Consider the following 13,856-nt stretch of genomic DNA (forward strand, 5'->3'; position numbering starts at 1 on the left):
CCCCCAGCCCTCCAAAATCTGCAGGTTGTCAGCGGCTCTCCAAAAGCCGCCCTTTTGGTAGGAGGCGCCGTACACGCGCCATGATCGGCATTTTGAGATGCAGTACGGCGCGCGGGTCATGGAGCGCGGTGCGCAGCGCCCGCATCGGTGCCTTGGCCTTGATGTCGTCGACGAGGCGCAGAAAGGATGCAGCCTCCTCAAGGCTGCGCTTGCGCCGCGCCTGGGCTTGCCTCGCCCGGTCGTCCAGGTGGTGGTTTGCCACGAAGACCTCGTCGGCGCGGAGCATGGCTGCCACGTGCCGCTGTTCCAGAACGCGCGAAATCGAGCCATCACGGATGTGGTAGACATAGCCTGGCTGCGGCTCGACGACGCAAAGGGCGCCTGCTGCGAGCGCGGAAGCGATCAGGATGTAATCCTCGCCGATGCGCAGGCTGATGTCGTAGCTAAGCCCGTGTGTCTCAACGAAATCACGGCGCAGCATCGGCTTCATGTAACCCAGCGAATAGCCCCGATCGAACATCCGGTTGCCGGCAATGAAGGCCGCCAGATCAAGCTTGCCGAGTTTGCCAAGCGAGTCCGGCGGGAACATCAGCGTGCCCCTCGGCGCCGCATCACCCGCAATCTCGATATTGTCGACGACGATGTCGGCCTGCTCGCGGTCGGCGCGGGCAACGAGCCGCGCCATGCGCTCGGGGTGCATCGTGTCGTCGGAATCCAGTACGGCGACGTAGCGACCGGTCGCGGCATCGAGACCGGCATTTCTGGCTGCCCCTGGCCCGCCATTCTCGGCAAGCCGGATGAGATGCACCCGCTCATCGTCGATCCGCGACACGCTATCGGGCGTGTCATCGACGGAGGCGTCGTCCACCACGATGACTTCGACCTTTACGCCGTCCTGCTTGAGCGCCGTGCGAACAGCGCGCGCGACCGTGTCTTCTGCGTTATAGGCGGCGATGATGATGCTGACATCAGGCTGCATGGCTTTGCCCGCCTTCGCCGTAGAGCACGATTTCGCGAACGCCGATGAGGCCGCTGACGACCCCGGCATGCATCACTCCGCGCAGGGCCTGCCTGTTTCGCCTGACGGGCGAAAGGACGAACAGGGCTGCTGCAGCCACACAGAACGCGACTTTTGCGCCGGCTATCGCGACCTGCTTGATCTTTAGCAACTGCTGCGATGTTGCGAGAAGCCGGCCATGGGTCTGGCCCGTGCGGAACTTCCGCTTCGCCAGCCAGGACAACCTTGCCCGTTCGGCCGGTACCGGTTCGCTGGCTTGGGCATTAGGCGCGAAGGCAAGCGTTCCGCCGGATTGCCGCATCTGGGTGAAGAATTGCGTGTCCTCGCCGCCTGTGCGCCCGAGTGCGAGATCGAAGCGGCGGCCGGCAAGCGGCGGCGCCGTTCGGCGCATCAGCACGTTGCAGGTATAGCCGGTGCGCAATTCCCCACGCACGAAGACCGGCAGTGTGGAATGGAAATCCCCACGCCGCATCCAACCGGGCGCCCCGTCGGCATACATAGCCTCGACCGGGCCGAGGACCGCATCCGCGCCACTGTTCTGCATCTCCTGCAGGAGCGCTGTCAGCCATTGCGGCGATGCCGTGCAATCGTCGTCGATAAAGGCGATCAAGTCGGCTACCGCAGCATCGAGGCAGGCATTGCGGGCGGTCGAGATATTGGATGCCGGGCAATGCAGGTAGCGGATCGGGAAGGGATGAGCTTCACCGATACGCTTGACCAGCGGCGCAGCGCTCGGCGTTACGTCATTGTCCGCAACGATAATCCTGAGTGTCGTGCCGGCCGGCAAGCTCAATGCCGCGAGCGACGACAGCGTGTCGGCCAGCTGCGGCCGGCGATAGGTACAGACGCAGATGTCGACGCTGGTCATCGTGCCAATCCCTCCGCCGCCGGATGGGTCGAGGCTTTTTGCGAGCGACCGATCCCCGCCAGCTGCAGCCAGAAGCCGATGGACCAGGCCAGATGCATGACCATGGCCGAGAGGGCTGCAAGGGGGCCGAGCGACGTGCGCTCGCGCACGGCGATCAAGATCCCATAGGCGAGGCAGGCACCGATCCAGGCCAATGCGGGCAGGACGGCAAGCGCGTGAATGACGGCGAGAGCCGTGCCGGCAACGGCGGGCAGCACCATCATCGGGATCATCTGGCGCTGCTTCGGCACAGCGCGGTGTTTCAGGAGGTTCTTTGCCCGTCCGCGGCCATAACCGAGATACTGCCTGAAGAGCGGCAAAACGCTGGCGCGTGGATAGTAGGTCATGATCGTCCGGTCGGTCATCCAGATGCGGTAGCCCGCCTGCCGCAGGCGATAGTCGAGTTCGGCGTCCTCGTTGTGGCTGAAGCTTTCGTCATAGCCGCCGACGGCGCGAAAGGCGGAGATCCGCATCAGCGCATGGTGGCCATGGTCGGTCCAGTGACCGGCTACCCCTTCGCGATGCTTGGAACCGCCATTGCCGAGCGGCGAATTCTGAGCGATCGCGGTCGCCTTCTGAAAAGGCCCCTCGCCCTTGGTCATCATCGAGACCGTGACCGCATCGGCACCGGTCGCGACGAAGTCCTCGATGAGGCGGTCGCAATAGTCCTGCGGATAATCGCCATGGGCATCGATGCGGATAACGCAATCGAATGCATCGCCGAACTGGGCGACCGCGAGGTTGACGGCTGCAGCCTGCAGCTTGCGCCGATTGGCGAGCAGCCTTACGCGCGGCTCGGCTGCCGCGAAAGCGCGGACGATCTCGCAGGTGGAATCGTGGCTTCCGCCGTCTGCAACCACGATCGTCAAGTCCAGCCGCTCGGCCGAGGGCATCAACCGCTCAAGGAGAGCGCCGATATGCGCCTCTTCGTTCAGCGTCGGGATCACGACGAAGCATCTTGGCATAGCAAGCATCGTATCGCTCATGCGGCGGCCTCCATAGGCTGGCTTGGTGCAAGCGCTGCGAGCCGCTGTACGAGCGCCCGGCAGTCTTCGACGCCATAGGTCCAGGTCGATGCATCGAGCGCCTGCTGGCGCGCGCTGAGACGCTGGAGCTCTTCCTTTGTTAGATCCGAAAGCCTCGCGACGAGATCATCGGCCGAGCCTTCGTCGAGCACGATGCCGATATTTCGCGCCTGCAGGAAACGCGCAGTCTCCGTGTTGGCGCGCGCGATCGGCACGACGCCATGAGCACCGCTTTCGTAGAGCCGGTTCGGCAGCAGCCATTCGGAGTTCTGGCCTGCCTCGAAGAAGTCGATCGCCCAGCAGAAATCAACCGCCACATAATGGCTCGGCAGGTCTTCCGGCTCGTAAGCACCCTCGAAGCGCAGATGGGGCGCATCACGGACCTGCGCATCGAAATCCGGAATTTCGCGGTAGGCCGGGCGGCCGCGCATGACCACCTCGATCGCGCCGTCCATGCGGCTGGCCACGTCCTTGAGGATGGCGAGCGAACGACTGCAACGCAGCGCTCCGAACCAGCCGATGACCCAGGGGCGCTCGAAACGCGGGCCGAGCTGCGGCACTCCACGCTCTCCTTCAAGCGCCAGCACCTTGTTCTCCACCAGTTCGACGGGTGCGCTCACCTGGCCATAGGGCTCGAAATATTCGCGCAGAAATGCGGGAGAGCTCGTCATCAGCAGCGCGGCATCTGCGGCGAGCCTGCGCTCGACAGTCCGAAGCGTCGAGGAAACGGCGCCGCTGCCGAGCAGCAGACGGTGAATGTCGAGCGATTCATACACAATTGCCGGGGGCGACCGGTAAAGGCCAGCGACGCGATGCGCGAGCGCCAGCATTTCGAGGTTGCGTGCGATGATGATGTCAGGCGCCGCCAAGCCCGCCAGTGCCTGCTTAAGGCCCAGCGCTGCACGGGCCACTGCAGCAATTCTCTGGGCAAATTGACCGTCGCGGGTCATGCCGAGGTCGATCGGCGCACCGGCACCGAGCCTTGCCGGAGCCTGTCGCCCTTCCCGCCTGAACCCCGCAACGCGCACCGTTGCGCCACCGGCCGACAGCATCGTCACGCGCTTGGCGACGGCCGGGTCTGTCACATCATGAACGAGATAAAGAATGGCCGGCATGGCGCACCTCAATCCATCATGCAGACGAGAGATTCGGGATACTGGCACTCTTCGCCGAGCGCGGTGAACGACACGCGGTCGATTTCCGCGACCCGAGGCGCGTCACTGTCTTCGAAAGCGCCCATCCAGGATGTGAGCGTGTCAGAACCCCAGACGCTCATATAGATCTTGGCAGGATGGCTCGGCAGCTTCGCGGGATCGGTTTCCTCGTGCACGAGGTCGCCGTTCACATACCAAGTGATGCGGTCTTCTTCCCAGACAAAGGCATAGTCGTTGAAGTCGCTTGCTGCGCCGCCCTCGACCGGCACGAGCTTCTCGGCGCCGACATTCTGGCCATCGACATATTGATTGACCTGAACGCGCGACGGATCCTTGCCGAGGATCTCGAAGTCGATCTCGTCATGCGGCTGATTGTGGACCGGGCCGATATAGGTGAAGAAGCCCGTGTTGAGGCCGGAGCCTTCCACCGCCTTCATGCGCACTTCGTAGGTGCCGTGATGAAAGCGGGCATGGGTCTGGGCTTCCGCACAGACATGGTCCCGCTCGCCGAGCGTGCGTCGCTCGAACGCCAGCTTCAGACGCCCGTCCGCTACGCTGACCTGATCCCTCGACCACGTGCAGTTCTGGTGAGCACCATTGTTCCAGCCATCGGAAATGTACCAGCGGGCAGGATGAAGACGATCGGCGAAATTCTCGACGAAGGATTGATTGCGTTGGATTTCCTGCGCCTCGGCCGGCACCACGGCGAAGACCAGCAAGGTAGGCAAAATGAGCTTGCAGCCATTGGCTGCCGACAGGGACGAACGCATGTTACACCACTCCAACTTTGGCCCGCCTCGCCCCGGACCGCACCACGACCTCCCTTCGGCAATTCTTATTCGAGTTTGCGGTGCACAATGTGACTTGGCGAGCGAAACGCGTCTGTTGGCGATAACGATTTGTGAGCAGGCGTTATCCGGTCCGGCCGTGACAGGGTCACGCTTTTGCGAGACGAGACCTGCGAATGCTTTGAACGAGGTCTTTGAGGAGCGTCCACTCCAGAGGCACGATCATCACGGCGTAGAGCACGGCGCCGAATAGCCCCGCCACTGCGAGTTGCATGATTGGTCCGCCAATCGCGTCGCCGCTCATTTCCAGCATCACCTTGGTCGCCAAGGCCATGGCGAAGGCGATGATCATGGGGCGGCAGAGGATCAGGAAGCTGCGCCAGAACGGGCGACCGTCGGCCCTGAACACCGCATAGCTGTAGAAGAACAGCGTCAGCCCGTTGGCGATGCAGAGCCAGACCATGGCCGTGACGAGGCCGCCGCTGACCGCGCCATAGGCAACCGCAGCGGTGACGATGCCAGCGCGCGCGACCGCTACCCACCACAGGACGCCGCTGCGGCCGATGCCCTTGAGATAGGGAATGAACGTGCTGCATGGCGCGAGGATGCCTTTGGAAAGCGCAAGCAGGCCGAGCACCGGCCAGGCCCAAGCCCATCGCTCGCCGAAGATCACCAGCATGGCCGGTTCCGCCACGGCCCATAGGCCGAACATCATCGGCGCGAGAATGAGCGAGCAGACCTGCGTCGAAAGGAAAAGGGCGCGCCAGCGCCGCTCGCGGTCTTCGGCCATATGACTGAAGGTCGGGAACAGCACCCCCATCAGGGCCGCGAGCACCACCTGGTTCGGGATGCTGGAGAACCGGTTGGCGGCCGAATAGGCGCCGGCGTCGGCAATGCCGAGGATCCGGGATATGACGATGAGCGGCGATTGGAAGGTGATGAAGTTGAAGACCTCCGATCCCATCAGCCCGGCGCTGAAGCGGCCGAGCGACAGGACGCGGGCGAAAGAGAAAGCCAAGCGCGGCCGGTAGCCGGTGGCCATGAACAATCCGAGAAGACGCAGCGTCGCGGAGATGAAGAGCTGCGCGACGAGCGCCCAGAGCCCGAACCCGACCAGCGCGAGCACGACGGCACCGATCGCACCGGCCGACTCCGAGAGCACGCTCCAGAACGCGTCACGGTCGAACGCCATGCGCCGGGCAAGCAGAGCGTAGGCGACATCGCCACACAGCTGGATGGGGATCAGGAAGGCGAGAACCTGCAGCACCATACCGCCGCCGGGTGCTCCCATCAGCGCCGAAAGCTCCTCGGCAAAAACATAGAGGGCAGCAGCCATCACGATGGCGATGACGAGATTGGTCCAGAAGACCGAATGGATGGTCTCCTCGTCCTCCGTCCGTTCGACGATGAGTGCTGCAGCGAGCCCTGCCCCGCCGACCATCGTCAAAAACAGCACGACGGTCTGGGCCACGGCGACGATACCGAACTCCTCCGGCGACAGCAGCCGGGCCAGGATCGGAACCGTGACAAACTTCAGCCCGAATGTGCTCGTCTTTGACAGGACGCTCCAACCGACATTGTTCGTGACAGTCTTCAACGAGATGGCGGGAGGCATCGAGGGGCTCTTTCGTCTTGTCGGATTTCGCCGGTCAGATATCGGCGGAAAGCCACGTTTCGTTTCCATCTCCCGGTTCAAGCCGCGGAGCCAAGAGGCTGAAAGACATGACGAAATGCAGCGTTGTCATTCCCTATTACCAGCGCGAGCCCGGCATTCTGCGCCGTGCGCTGGCCTCTGTCTTTGCCCAGACGCACGCGAATTTTGACGTCATCGTGGTGGATGACGAATCCCCTTGCCCTATCGAAACGGAGCTTGATGGGATCAATCCGGGGCAGTTGGACCGGCTGATCATCGTCAAACAGCCAAATGGTGGGCCGGGAGCGGCCAGAAATGCCGGATTGGACCGTGTTCCAGCGGATTCCGACTATGTGGCCTTCCTCGATTCCGATGATGAATGGACGCCCGACCATCTGAAAATTGCGCTCTCTGCGCTGTCACTTTTTGATGCCCAGTGTTATTTCGCCGCGATCGGGGGCGGTGACGCCTTCCATTACCATTTCGACATGACGGCGCTCAGCCAACGGACAGAACTGTCCCGGCTCTCGGACGACCCGCCGATCTTCGAAGCGGTAGATCTTCCTGGCGTGATGCTCGAAAACTGGAGCTTCATGCACCTGTCCTGCATGGTGATTGCCGCCCCGCTCTTTCGAACCATCCGGTTCGAGGCAAGCCTCAGGCTGGCCGCGGAGGACGTGCTCTTTTTCTATGAATGCGTGCGCAAGGCCAGCCGGTCGATCCTCAGCGACACGCCCGGTGCGGTGCGTGGCGAAGGGCTCAACATCTTCCACGGTGTCGACAACACCTCGCCGCAGTTCCTGAAGCAACAATTCAACACCTGGGCTGCGCTCGACCGGCTGGAGCGGCAGTTCGACCACGCGCCGAAGGACCTTGCCTCGATTGAAGGCTACAAGCAGACCGCCCGTCGCCAGGCGCTGTGGGGGCAAGCAAAGCTCATCAAGCACCGCCGACCGCCTCAGCTCGGCGAGCTGGCCCGATGGGCCTGGCGCGATCCGAAGCTCATGGCGAGCGCGTTTGGCCTTGCCCTATCAAAATTCAGGAAGCAGGCGGAGCGGCCATGACACCTTTCTATTGGGAATCCGACCACGGCAATTTCGGTGACGATCTCAATCTCTGGCTCTGGGACTTCCTGCTGCCGGGCTTTCGCGATGTGGCACCCGATGTGCTGCTCGTCGGCGTCGGGACGGTTCTGAATGCGGATCTCTTGCAAAGCGGCGGGCGCAAGCTCGTCATCGGATCCGGATTCGGCTACGGCGCGCTGCCTGACATGAGCGACACGTCGCTCTGGGACATCCGCTGCGTGCGTGGCCCGTTGACGGCTGAAAAGGTCGGCTTGCCGGAAGCGCTCGGCATCATCGATCCGGCGGTGATGGTCGCCGACATGCCGGAATTCCAATCGATCAAGCGCAATGGCGGCACGATCTTCGTGCCGCACTGGGAATCGACGATCGGCAGCCTCTGGCCCGAACTCTGCCGTCTGGCGGGGATGGGGTATGTCGATCCCTGCGGGGAAGCGAAATCGGTGATCCGCGCCATCGCGAGCGCGGAACTGGTCGTCGCAGAATCGATGCATGCGGCCATCCTCGCCGACGCATTCCGGGTGCCGTGGGTCGCGGTAACGACCTCGAACAGCATCAACAGTTTCAAATGGACCGATTGGGCTCGCTCGGTCGGCGTGGAATATGCACCGCGGCGGCTGCCGATCTCGTCGCGCGCCGAGGCTATCGCAAAGGGTGCATCCTTCTGGGGTGTGGATTTCGCCAACCGGAAAATGACTGCCACCGCCCCCTCTCCGGACGGAACGACAGTGCTCGAGCGGCACGCTCCTGCCGATCAGGCCGGCAGCTCCGGTTTGCGGCAGTTGACGAAGCAAATCCTTTCGGGTCCGGCGACGCTTGCACTTTGGCGAGCAGCGCGAGCACCCGCGCGGCTCAGCGACGAAGCGCGCCTGAATGAGCGCAAAGCGCGCTTCTCCGCCGTGCTCGACGATATCCGCAGAGATTATTTCTAAGGCGTTGACTAGAAGCGACTATTCTTCGTCGGCGTTCCGCGCGGGAAGCAGATAGCGCGGCAGGATCGCCGGTGTTTTCGCGTTGCTTCGGGAGAGCCGAGCCCGCCTCTTGTCGCGCAGGACATCGGTCATCACGTGCCAAAGGGTGCGCGGACGTCCGAGAAGCTGAGCAACGGAAGCGCTGAGGCCGATCTCCTTCTTCCTGTCGAGGAACGATCGAAGGTCGTGGCGCCTGCGGATCTGCGCCTCGTGCCGGGAAAGCGCTCCTCGTTCCTCGGCAGTCAGCTCGAACTCTGCACCAATGCGCTGATCGGCCTCGTAGAGCATTTTCAGGTCGACCGTGCGGTGGCGACCGCTCAGCGAATTCGCCCGTACGGTCGCGCCATAGCCACAAGTATGGACCACGCGGTATCGGGCGCCGCTCGCTAGCGCACGCAGATAGAGATCATAGTCCTCCCCCAGCCGCATCGTCTCGTCATAGCGCAGCCCGTGGCGGTCGAGAAAAGCACGCTTCATCACCGGCTTGAGAAATCCGATCTCCGCGCGCTCGACGCCGGGCTGCGAAATATTGCCTTCGATGAACTGCAGCGTCGTGAGCGTGTAGGCATCTTCGGCGATGTCGGCCACGTCGAGAGGCGCATCGGCTTGCGCGGCATCGATGAGCAGGATGTTGTCTGCGATGAAATCCCAGTCGGCGGATTGACGAAGAAGCCGCTGAAATCGACCCGGCAGGATAAAATCGTCAGCATCCAGAATGGCGACGAACGCGGCGCTTGACGCTTCGAGCGCCCGATTACGGGCATAGGAAGGGCCGGCATTTTCAGGCAGTGAAATGACCTTCAAGCGACCGCTGCCATCGTCAACTGACGTGGCCACCGCGGCTGTCGCATCGCTCGAGCCGTCGTCGACCACGATCACTTCGCCGACTTCTGGTTCGTCGAGCGCTGAGCGAACAGCCCGGGCGATTGTTGCCGAGGCGTTCATTGCTGCGATGATGACGCAGACCGGGGCCTCCGGCTTGCTGCCCGCGGGAATTGCCATCTCGGGCCTCTCTCGTCATGGAGCGATCCGCCATTGGCGGCGGTGTCCTGCCGTGATTTCCGAAAACTATGGCGAAATGGTGCTGTGCAGCAACCGTGCAGGTGCCGCTAATGCCGGGGGCGGGTCACGGTACCGATGGGGCGAGAGGACGAGCTGTCAGTATTGTCTGCAGCGCTGGGGTGTTGGGTGCGACCTTCACGTTCGGCGCGTTGCGCGGCTTCGTTTTCCTTCCCGCTATCGCGCCAGACCATGAACAAGATTGCCGCAAAATAGCCGACCTGGATCGTCACGGCGCAAATGGCGGTGCTGACGAAGGTTGTCCAGGCGGATTGCGTCAACGCAAAGGTTGCAATCGCAAAAACGACGAGCGTTGCGATCATACCGCGAAAGAAAAGCAGAAAGGACATTACCCGCCTCGCCCAGACATCAAAGATGGTCGCAGCGGCCCGCCAAGCCCTGAACCTACCCACTCACAGAAAGTCGGACTGATCGGCTGCATCCTCCAATGACAAGCCATCCGCTCTGCGAGCCCGACCTTCAACATATCCCACATAGCCGCGCTACCGCAATGTTCCATATGGATCGTTTGGTTGCGCTGCATCATTATCGGCGAGGACATTTAAGCAAAATCAGAAATATTTGGTAAACTGGACACCATCAATTCGCATGTTAAATTCTGTATATCTCGCTGAACTCCGCCTAATCCACGCTCAATGGAATTATATGAAACAATATATCTCTATAATCACGTTCATTAGCCGCGACGATTAATTCTATTTTTGATTTTTATCAACGAGGATATTCGTGCTTTGTATCGCAACGTCACAAAATATGATCGATAAGAGCTCAGCGGTCTGAATAACGGCACACATCTGACTTAACCACCACACTCAGGGGTGTTTATGATGCACCGCAGCAGAAGCGCGGTGTTGAAGTTGGAGAGTGTCATGAAGCCAGTCGCCAGATGGTCCGCTCGCGCGGACCACCTCAGTACTTTGTCGTCTATGCCGCCCGCGATTGGAGGCGCGGGAAAGCGCGGGTTCGACATCGTCTGTGCCTTGTCAGCCATCATTGTTCTTGCGCCGCTGCTCTGCATGCTCGCGCTGCTCGTCAAAGCTTCAGACGGCGGCAGCGTCTTCTACGCGCATAAGAGAATTGGCCGGCATGGGCTGCTATTCGGCTGCCTGAAGTTCCGCACGATGGCCGAAAACGGCGATGAATTGCTTACACAGCATCTTGCTACGTGCCCGGATAGCCGTATCGAGTGGCAGAAGACCCGCAAGCTGAAGGATGATCCGCGCGTCACGCGCGTTGGGCGCGTATTGCGCAAGCTCAGCCTCGACGAACTGCCGCAGCTCTTCAATATTCTGCTCGGCGATATGAGCGTTGTCGGGCCGCGTCCCGTGGTGCAATCCGAACTCGACCTCTACGGCAATGCCGCAGCGCACTATCTACAGTCGCGACCGGGGCTTACCGGCCTCTGGCAGGTTTCGGGCCGCAATGACGTGTCCTACCAGCAGCGCATCGAGTTCGACCGGCATTATGTCGAGAACTGGTCATTTTACACCGACATCAAGATCATCGCGATGACGATACCCGCCGTTTGCGCGTCGCGCGGCAGCTACTGACGCCTCGACGAGACGGGTGCAGCTGAAATCCAAGGACAGAGACGATGCATTTCTTCGCAGGCATGCACAAACGCTTCCTGGGCTATCTGGTCGGTATGCTGGTCGCCTCCGCGGCGCCACTGACCGCAGCAGCTCAGGACTACACGCTAGGCACCATGGACAAGGTCACCGTCCGCGTCGTCGAATGGCAAACGACGGAAGGCGCGGTGCGCGACTGGTCGTCCGTGTCCGGAGACTACACGGTGGGACCATCCGGCCGCATTTCGGTGCCGTTCGTCGGAGACATCGAGGCAGCCGGCAAGACCACCCAGGAACTTGCCGCAACGATCGGTGACGCGCTTCAGCAGACGCTTGGCCTCATGGATCGTCCCGAGGCAGCGGTCGAGCTTGCCGAGTTCCGCCCGATCTTCATGGCCGGCGACGTCGAAACACCCGGTCGCTACCCGTTCGATCCGAATTTGACCGTCCTCAAGGCGGTGAGCATCGCCGGCGGGATCCGCCGATCGACCGACACGGGCATGCGACTGGAACGCGATTTCATCAATGCCAGCGGCCAGCGGGACGTTCTGGCTGTCGAGCGTTCCAGACTGATCGCCAAACGCGCGCGGCTTCTCGCCGAGAGCTCGGGCCGTGACGAGATCGAGTTTCCTGCCGAGCTGAGCTCGAGCGAGGAAGGCCAGCGCTTGATTGAAAGCGAGCGGGCCTTCATGACCTCGCGCGCGCAACGCCTTGCCGTTCAACTGGCCGAGATCGACGATCTGAAGTCTCTGCTCGAGAGCGAGATAGCCGCGCTTGAGCGAAAGATCGAAACCCAGCAGCGCCAGACCGACCTTGCGCGGGACGAGCTTACGGGCATCGGCGATCTCGCGACGCGGGGGCTGGTCGTCAATGAGCGTGTGCTGTCGCTGGAACGTCAGATTGCCGATCTGGAGGGCCGTGTGCTCGATATGGAGACGGCTGCGCTGCGTGCGCGCCAGTCGATCGCCGAGGCGACCCAGGACGCCAATGCCCTGCGCGATGACTACGAGACGGGCATCTCTCAGGATCTGCAACAGACGGAAGCCGAGCTGAACGCGACGGAGTTGAAGATCACGACGCAGGGCAATCTGATCCTCGAAGCATTGGCACGTGCCCCGGAAGCGGCCGCCGGTGCATCTTCCGGTGATCAACTCCAGATCGGCTATGTCATCGTGCGCGACACCAATGGTGAAGTGGCCGAGCTTCCGGCAAACGAGAACACCCCGGTGCTGCCTGGCGATGTCGTGAAGGTCGATATACAGCCCGTGGCAAGCCAGTAGATGGACCGCTAGATGCGCATCGCCAAAGCGCACTTTCTCGATCCAGGCTCGAACGGTCCTTACTGCGTCGCGGCGCTGGCACTATCGATCGTGGTCTTCGCCTATTCGACGATCTTCGGCCAGATAGCGGTGCTCGCCTTCTATGGCGTGTGGCTGCTTCTCGTCGCCGTAGATTATCGCCGCGCGCTCGGCAATCCCTGGAACTACGCGTGGATCCTGGCTTTCTGCATTTTTTGCGGATTTTCTGTCTTCTGGTCGCTCGCGCCAAGCGTCAGCGCCCGCGGGGCGGTGCAATATGCCTCGCACATTTTCTGCGCGATCATCGCGGCACGGGTCTGCTCTGACCGGACTTTGACAATCGGCGTACTCGTTGGCGTGCTGGTCGTGCTGCTCTATTCGTTTGCGTTCGGCGGTTACCACTACGACGCCATCGACGGGACCTACAGCTTCGTTGGCGCCTTCGCTTCCAAGAACCAGTTGGGCTTCTACGCCTCTCTCGGCGTCTTCTTCGCCGGGATCTGCATCTTCGCCATTCCATTCGGCATCATGACGAAAGGATTTGCCGCAGCCATCGGGCTGCTGTCGGCCTATGCACTGGTCGCTTCGCAGTCGGCGACCTCCATCATCGGCGTGGCGCTGACGATGGTCGTGCTCGTCCTGCTGAGGCTGATCTTGACGTTTCGTCCGGCCATGCGGCGCGCCGGTTTCATTGCAGCACTCATCCTCGGTGTGGGGCTGGCGGTCGTCGCCGTGAATGCCGGCGCGATCGACGGCGTGCTCGGTCTTTTCGGCAAGGATGCGACGCTGACGGGCCGAACCTATCTCTGGTCGGAGGGAATGGCTGCGTTTCGCGAGGCGCCGCTTCTCGGCACCGGCTATCAAGCCTATTGGGTCCAGGGATTTGCGGAGGCGGAACGCCTGTGGGCCGAATTCTATATCGGTTCGCGCAGCGGCTTCCACTTCCATAACACCTATATCGAGGCCCTCGTGGAACTGGGCGCAATCGGCTTCGTGCTGCTTGTCGCGACCTTGCTGACCATCGTGGTCGGCCACCTCTTGCGCGTGCTCAATCGCGACCATGACCGCTCGTCCTACATTCTTCTGGGATTGATGGTGCTGATGGTGATCCGCTCCTTCGCCGAGGTCGATAGCCTGTATCCGTATTCGGTCGGCTCCTTCCTGGTGTATTTCGCCGGCAGTCGCTTGGCCCGCAAGGAAAGCCCGCAAAGCGCCAAGGCGGCAGGGTCACGCCTTGATGCACGTTCGCCCGGGCCGGGCATGGAAGCCGCCCGTCTGAGCTAGCCGAAGAGCCGCATGGGTGCGGCGACGCATCACAGGCTTCGGCTGCAC

Annotated in this window: 13 protein-coding genes; 5 read left to right on the forward strand and 8 right to left on the reverse strand. The window is 62.0% G+C overall.

All coding sequences use genetic code 11. The annotated features are described in order from the left end of the window. Positions 1 to 28 precede the first annotated feature (28 nt). From D5400_RS16110 to D5400_RS16135, 6 genes are all read right to left on the reverse strand, one after another. Positions 29 to 979: a glycosyltransferase family 2 protein gene (locus D5400_RS16110; protein ID WP_126010935.1), complete on the reverse strand. Its 951-nt coding sequence runs from the start codon at positions 977 to 979 to the stop codon at positions 29 to 31. Next, the gene (locus D5400_RS16115; protein ID WP_126010936.1) at positions 969 to 1,886 is read right to left on the reverse strand and encodes a glycosyltransferase family 2 protein; all 918 of its coding nucleotides are present in this window, start codon (positions 1,884 to 1,886) and stop codon (positions 969 to 971) included. Before D5400_RS16115 ends, D5400_RS16110 begins: the two co-directional genes overlap by 11 nt. After that, a complete protein-coding gene (locus D5400_RS16120) occupies positions 1,883 to 2,911 on the reverse strand; it encodes a glycosyltransferase family 2 protein (RefSeq protein WP_126010937.1) in 1,029 nt (342 codons plus the stop codon). The genes D5400_RS16115 and D5400_RS16120 overlap by 4 nt, the downstream gene beginning before the upstream one ends. Continuing rightward, positions 2,908 to 4,065, reverse strand: coding sequence for a glycosyltransferase (locus tag D5400_RS16125; RefSeq protein WP_126010938.1), 1,158 nt, complete (start codon positions 4,063 to 4,065; stop codon positions 2,908 to 2,910). The genes D5400_RS16120 and D5400_RS16125 overlap by 4 nt, the downstream gene beginning before the upstream one ends. Positions 4,066 to 4,073: 8 nt before the next feature. Next, entirely contained in the window at positions 4,074 to 4,874 is an 801-nt protein-coding gene (gene exoK, locus D5400_RS16130; protein WP_126010939.1) for an endo-1,3-1,4-beta-glycanase ExoK, read from the reverse strand. 166 nt (positions 4,875 to 5,040) lie between these two features. After that, a complete protein-coding gene (locus D5400_RS16135) occupies positions 5,041 to 6,507 on the reverse strand; it encodes a lipopolysaccharide biosynthesis protein (RefSeq protein WP_126010940.1) in 1,467 nt (488 codons plus the stop codon). Between the two features lie 107 nt (positions 6,508 to 6,614). Between D5400_RS16135 and D5400_RS16140 the strand changes: the two genes are divergently transcribed. Together D5400_RS16140 and D5400_RS16145 are read left to right on the forward strand one after the other, a co-directional pair. Next, positions 6,615 to 7,589, forward strand: coding sequence for a glycosyltransferase family 2 protein (locus tag D5400_RS16140; protein ID WP_126010941.1), 975 nt, complete (start codon positions 6,615 to 6,617; stop codon positions 7,587 to 7,589). Then, positions 7,586 to 8,539: a polysaccharide pyruvyl transferase family protein gene (locus D5400_RS16145; RefSeq protein ID WP_126010942.1), complete on the forward strand. Its 954-nt coding sequence runs from the start codon at positions 7,586 to 7,588 to the stop codon at positions 8,537 to 8,539. Before D5400_RS16140 ends, D5400_RS16145 begins: the two co-directional genes overlap by 4 nt. An 18-nt stretch (positions 8,540 to 8,557) precedes the next feature. Here the strand turns inward: D5400_RS16145 and D5400_RS16150 are convergent, their stop codons facing one another. Together D5400_RS16150 and D5400_RS21735 are read right to left on the reverse strand one after the other, a co-directional pair. Then, positions 8,558 to 9,580, reverse strand: a complete 1,023-nt coding sequence (locus D5400_RS16150; protein WP_126010943.1) for a glycosyltransferase family 2 protein — start codon at positions 9,578 to 9,580, stop codon at positions 8,558 to 8,560. Between the two features lie 107 nt (positions 9,581 to 9,687). Further along, positions 9,688 to 9,987, reverse strand: coding sequence for an exopolysaccharide production repressor protein (locus D5400_RS21735; protein WP_126010944.1), 300 nt, complete (start codon positions 9,985 to 9,987; stop codon positions 9,688 to 9,690). Between the two features lie 540 nt (positions 9,988 to 10,527). On the opposite strand from D5400_RS21735, the gene D5400_RS16160 reads away from it, so the two are divergent. Genes D5400_RS16160 through D5400_RS16170 form a run of 3 tightly spaced genes read left to right on the forward strand, consistent with a single transcriptional unit; the run spans position 10,528 to position 13,808 of the window. After that, positions 10,528 to 11,208, forward strand: coding sequence for a sugar transferase (locus D5400_RS16160; protein ID WP_126010945.1), 681 nt, complete (start codon positions 10,528 to 10,530; stop codon positions 11,206 to 11,208). A gap of 44 nt (positions 11,209 to 11,252) precedes the next feature. Continuing rightward, positions 11,253 to 12,506 (forward strand): polysaccharide biosynthesis/export family protein, encoded by a 1,254-nt coding sequence (locus tag D5400_RS16165; protein ID WP_245451325.1) that lies wholly within the window; start codon positions 11,253 to 11,255, stop codon positions 12,504 to 12,506. A gap of 12 nt (positions 12,507 to 12,518) precedes the next feature. Then, positions 12,519 to 13,808, forward strand: coding sequence for an O-antigen ligase family protein (locus D5400_RS16170; RefSeq protein WP_126010946.1), 1,290 nt, complete (start codon positions 12,519 to 12,521; stop codon positions 13,806 to 13,808). The last annotated feature ends 48 nt before the right edge of the window (positions 13,809 to 13,856 follow it).

The organism is Georhizobium profundi (genome assembly GCF_003952725.1).
In the GTDB taxonomy this organism is placed as follows: domain Bacteria; phylum Pseudomonadota; class Alphaproteobacteria; order Rhizobiales; family Rhizobiaceae; genus Georhizobium; species Georhizobium profundi.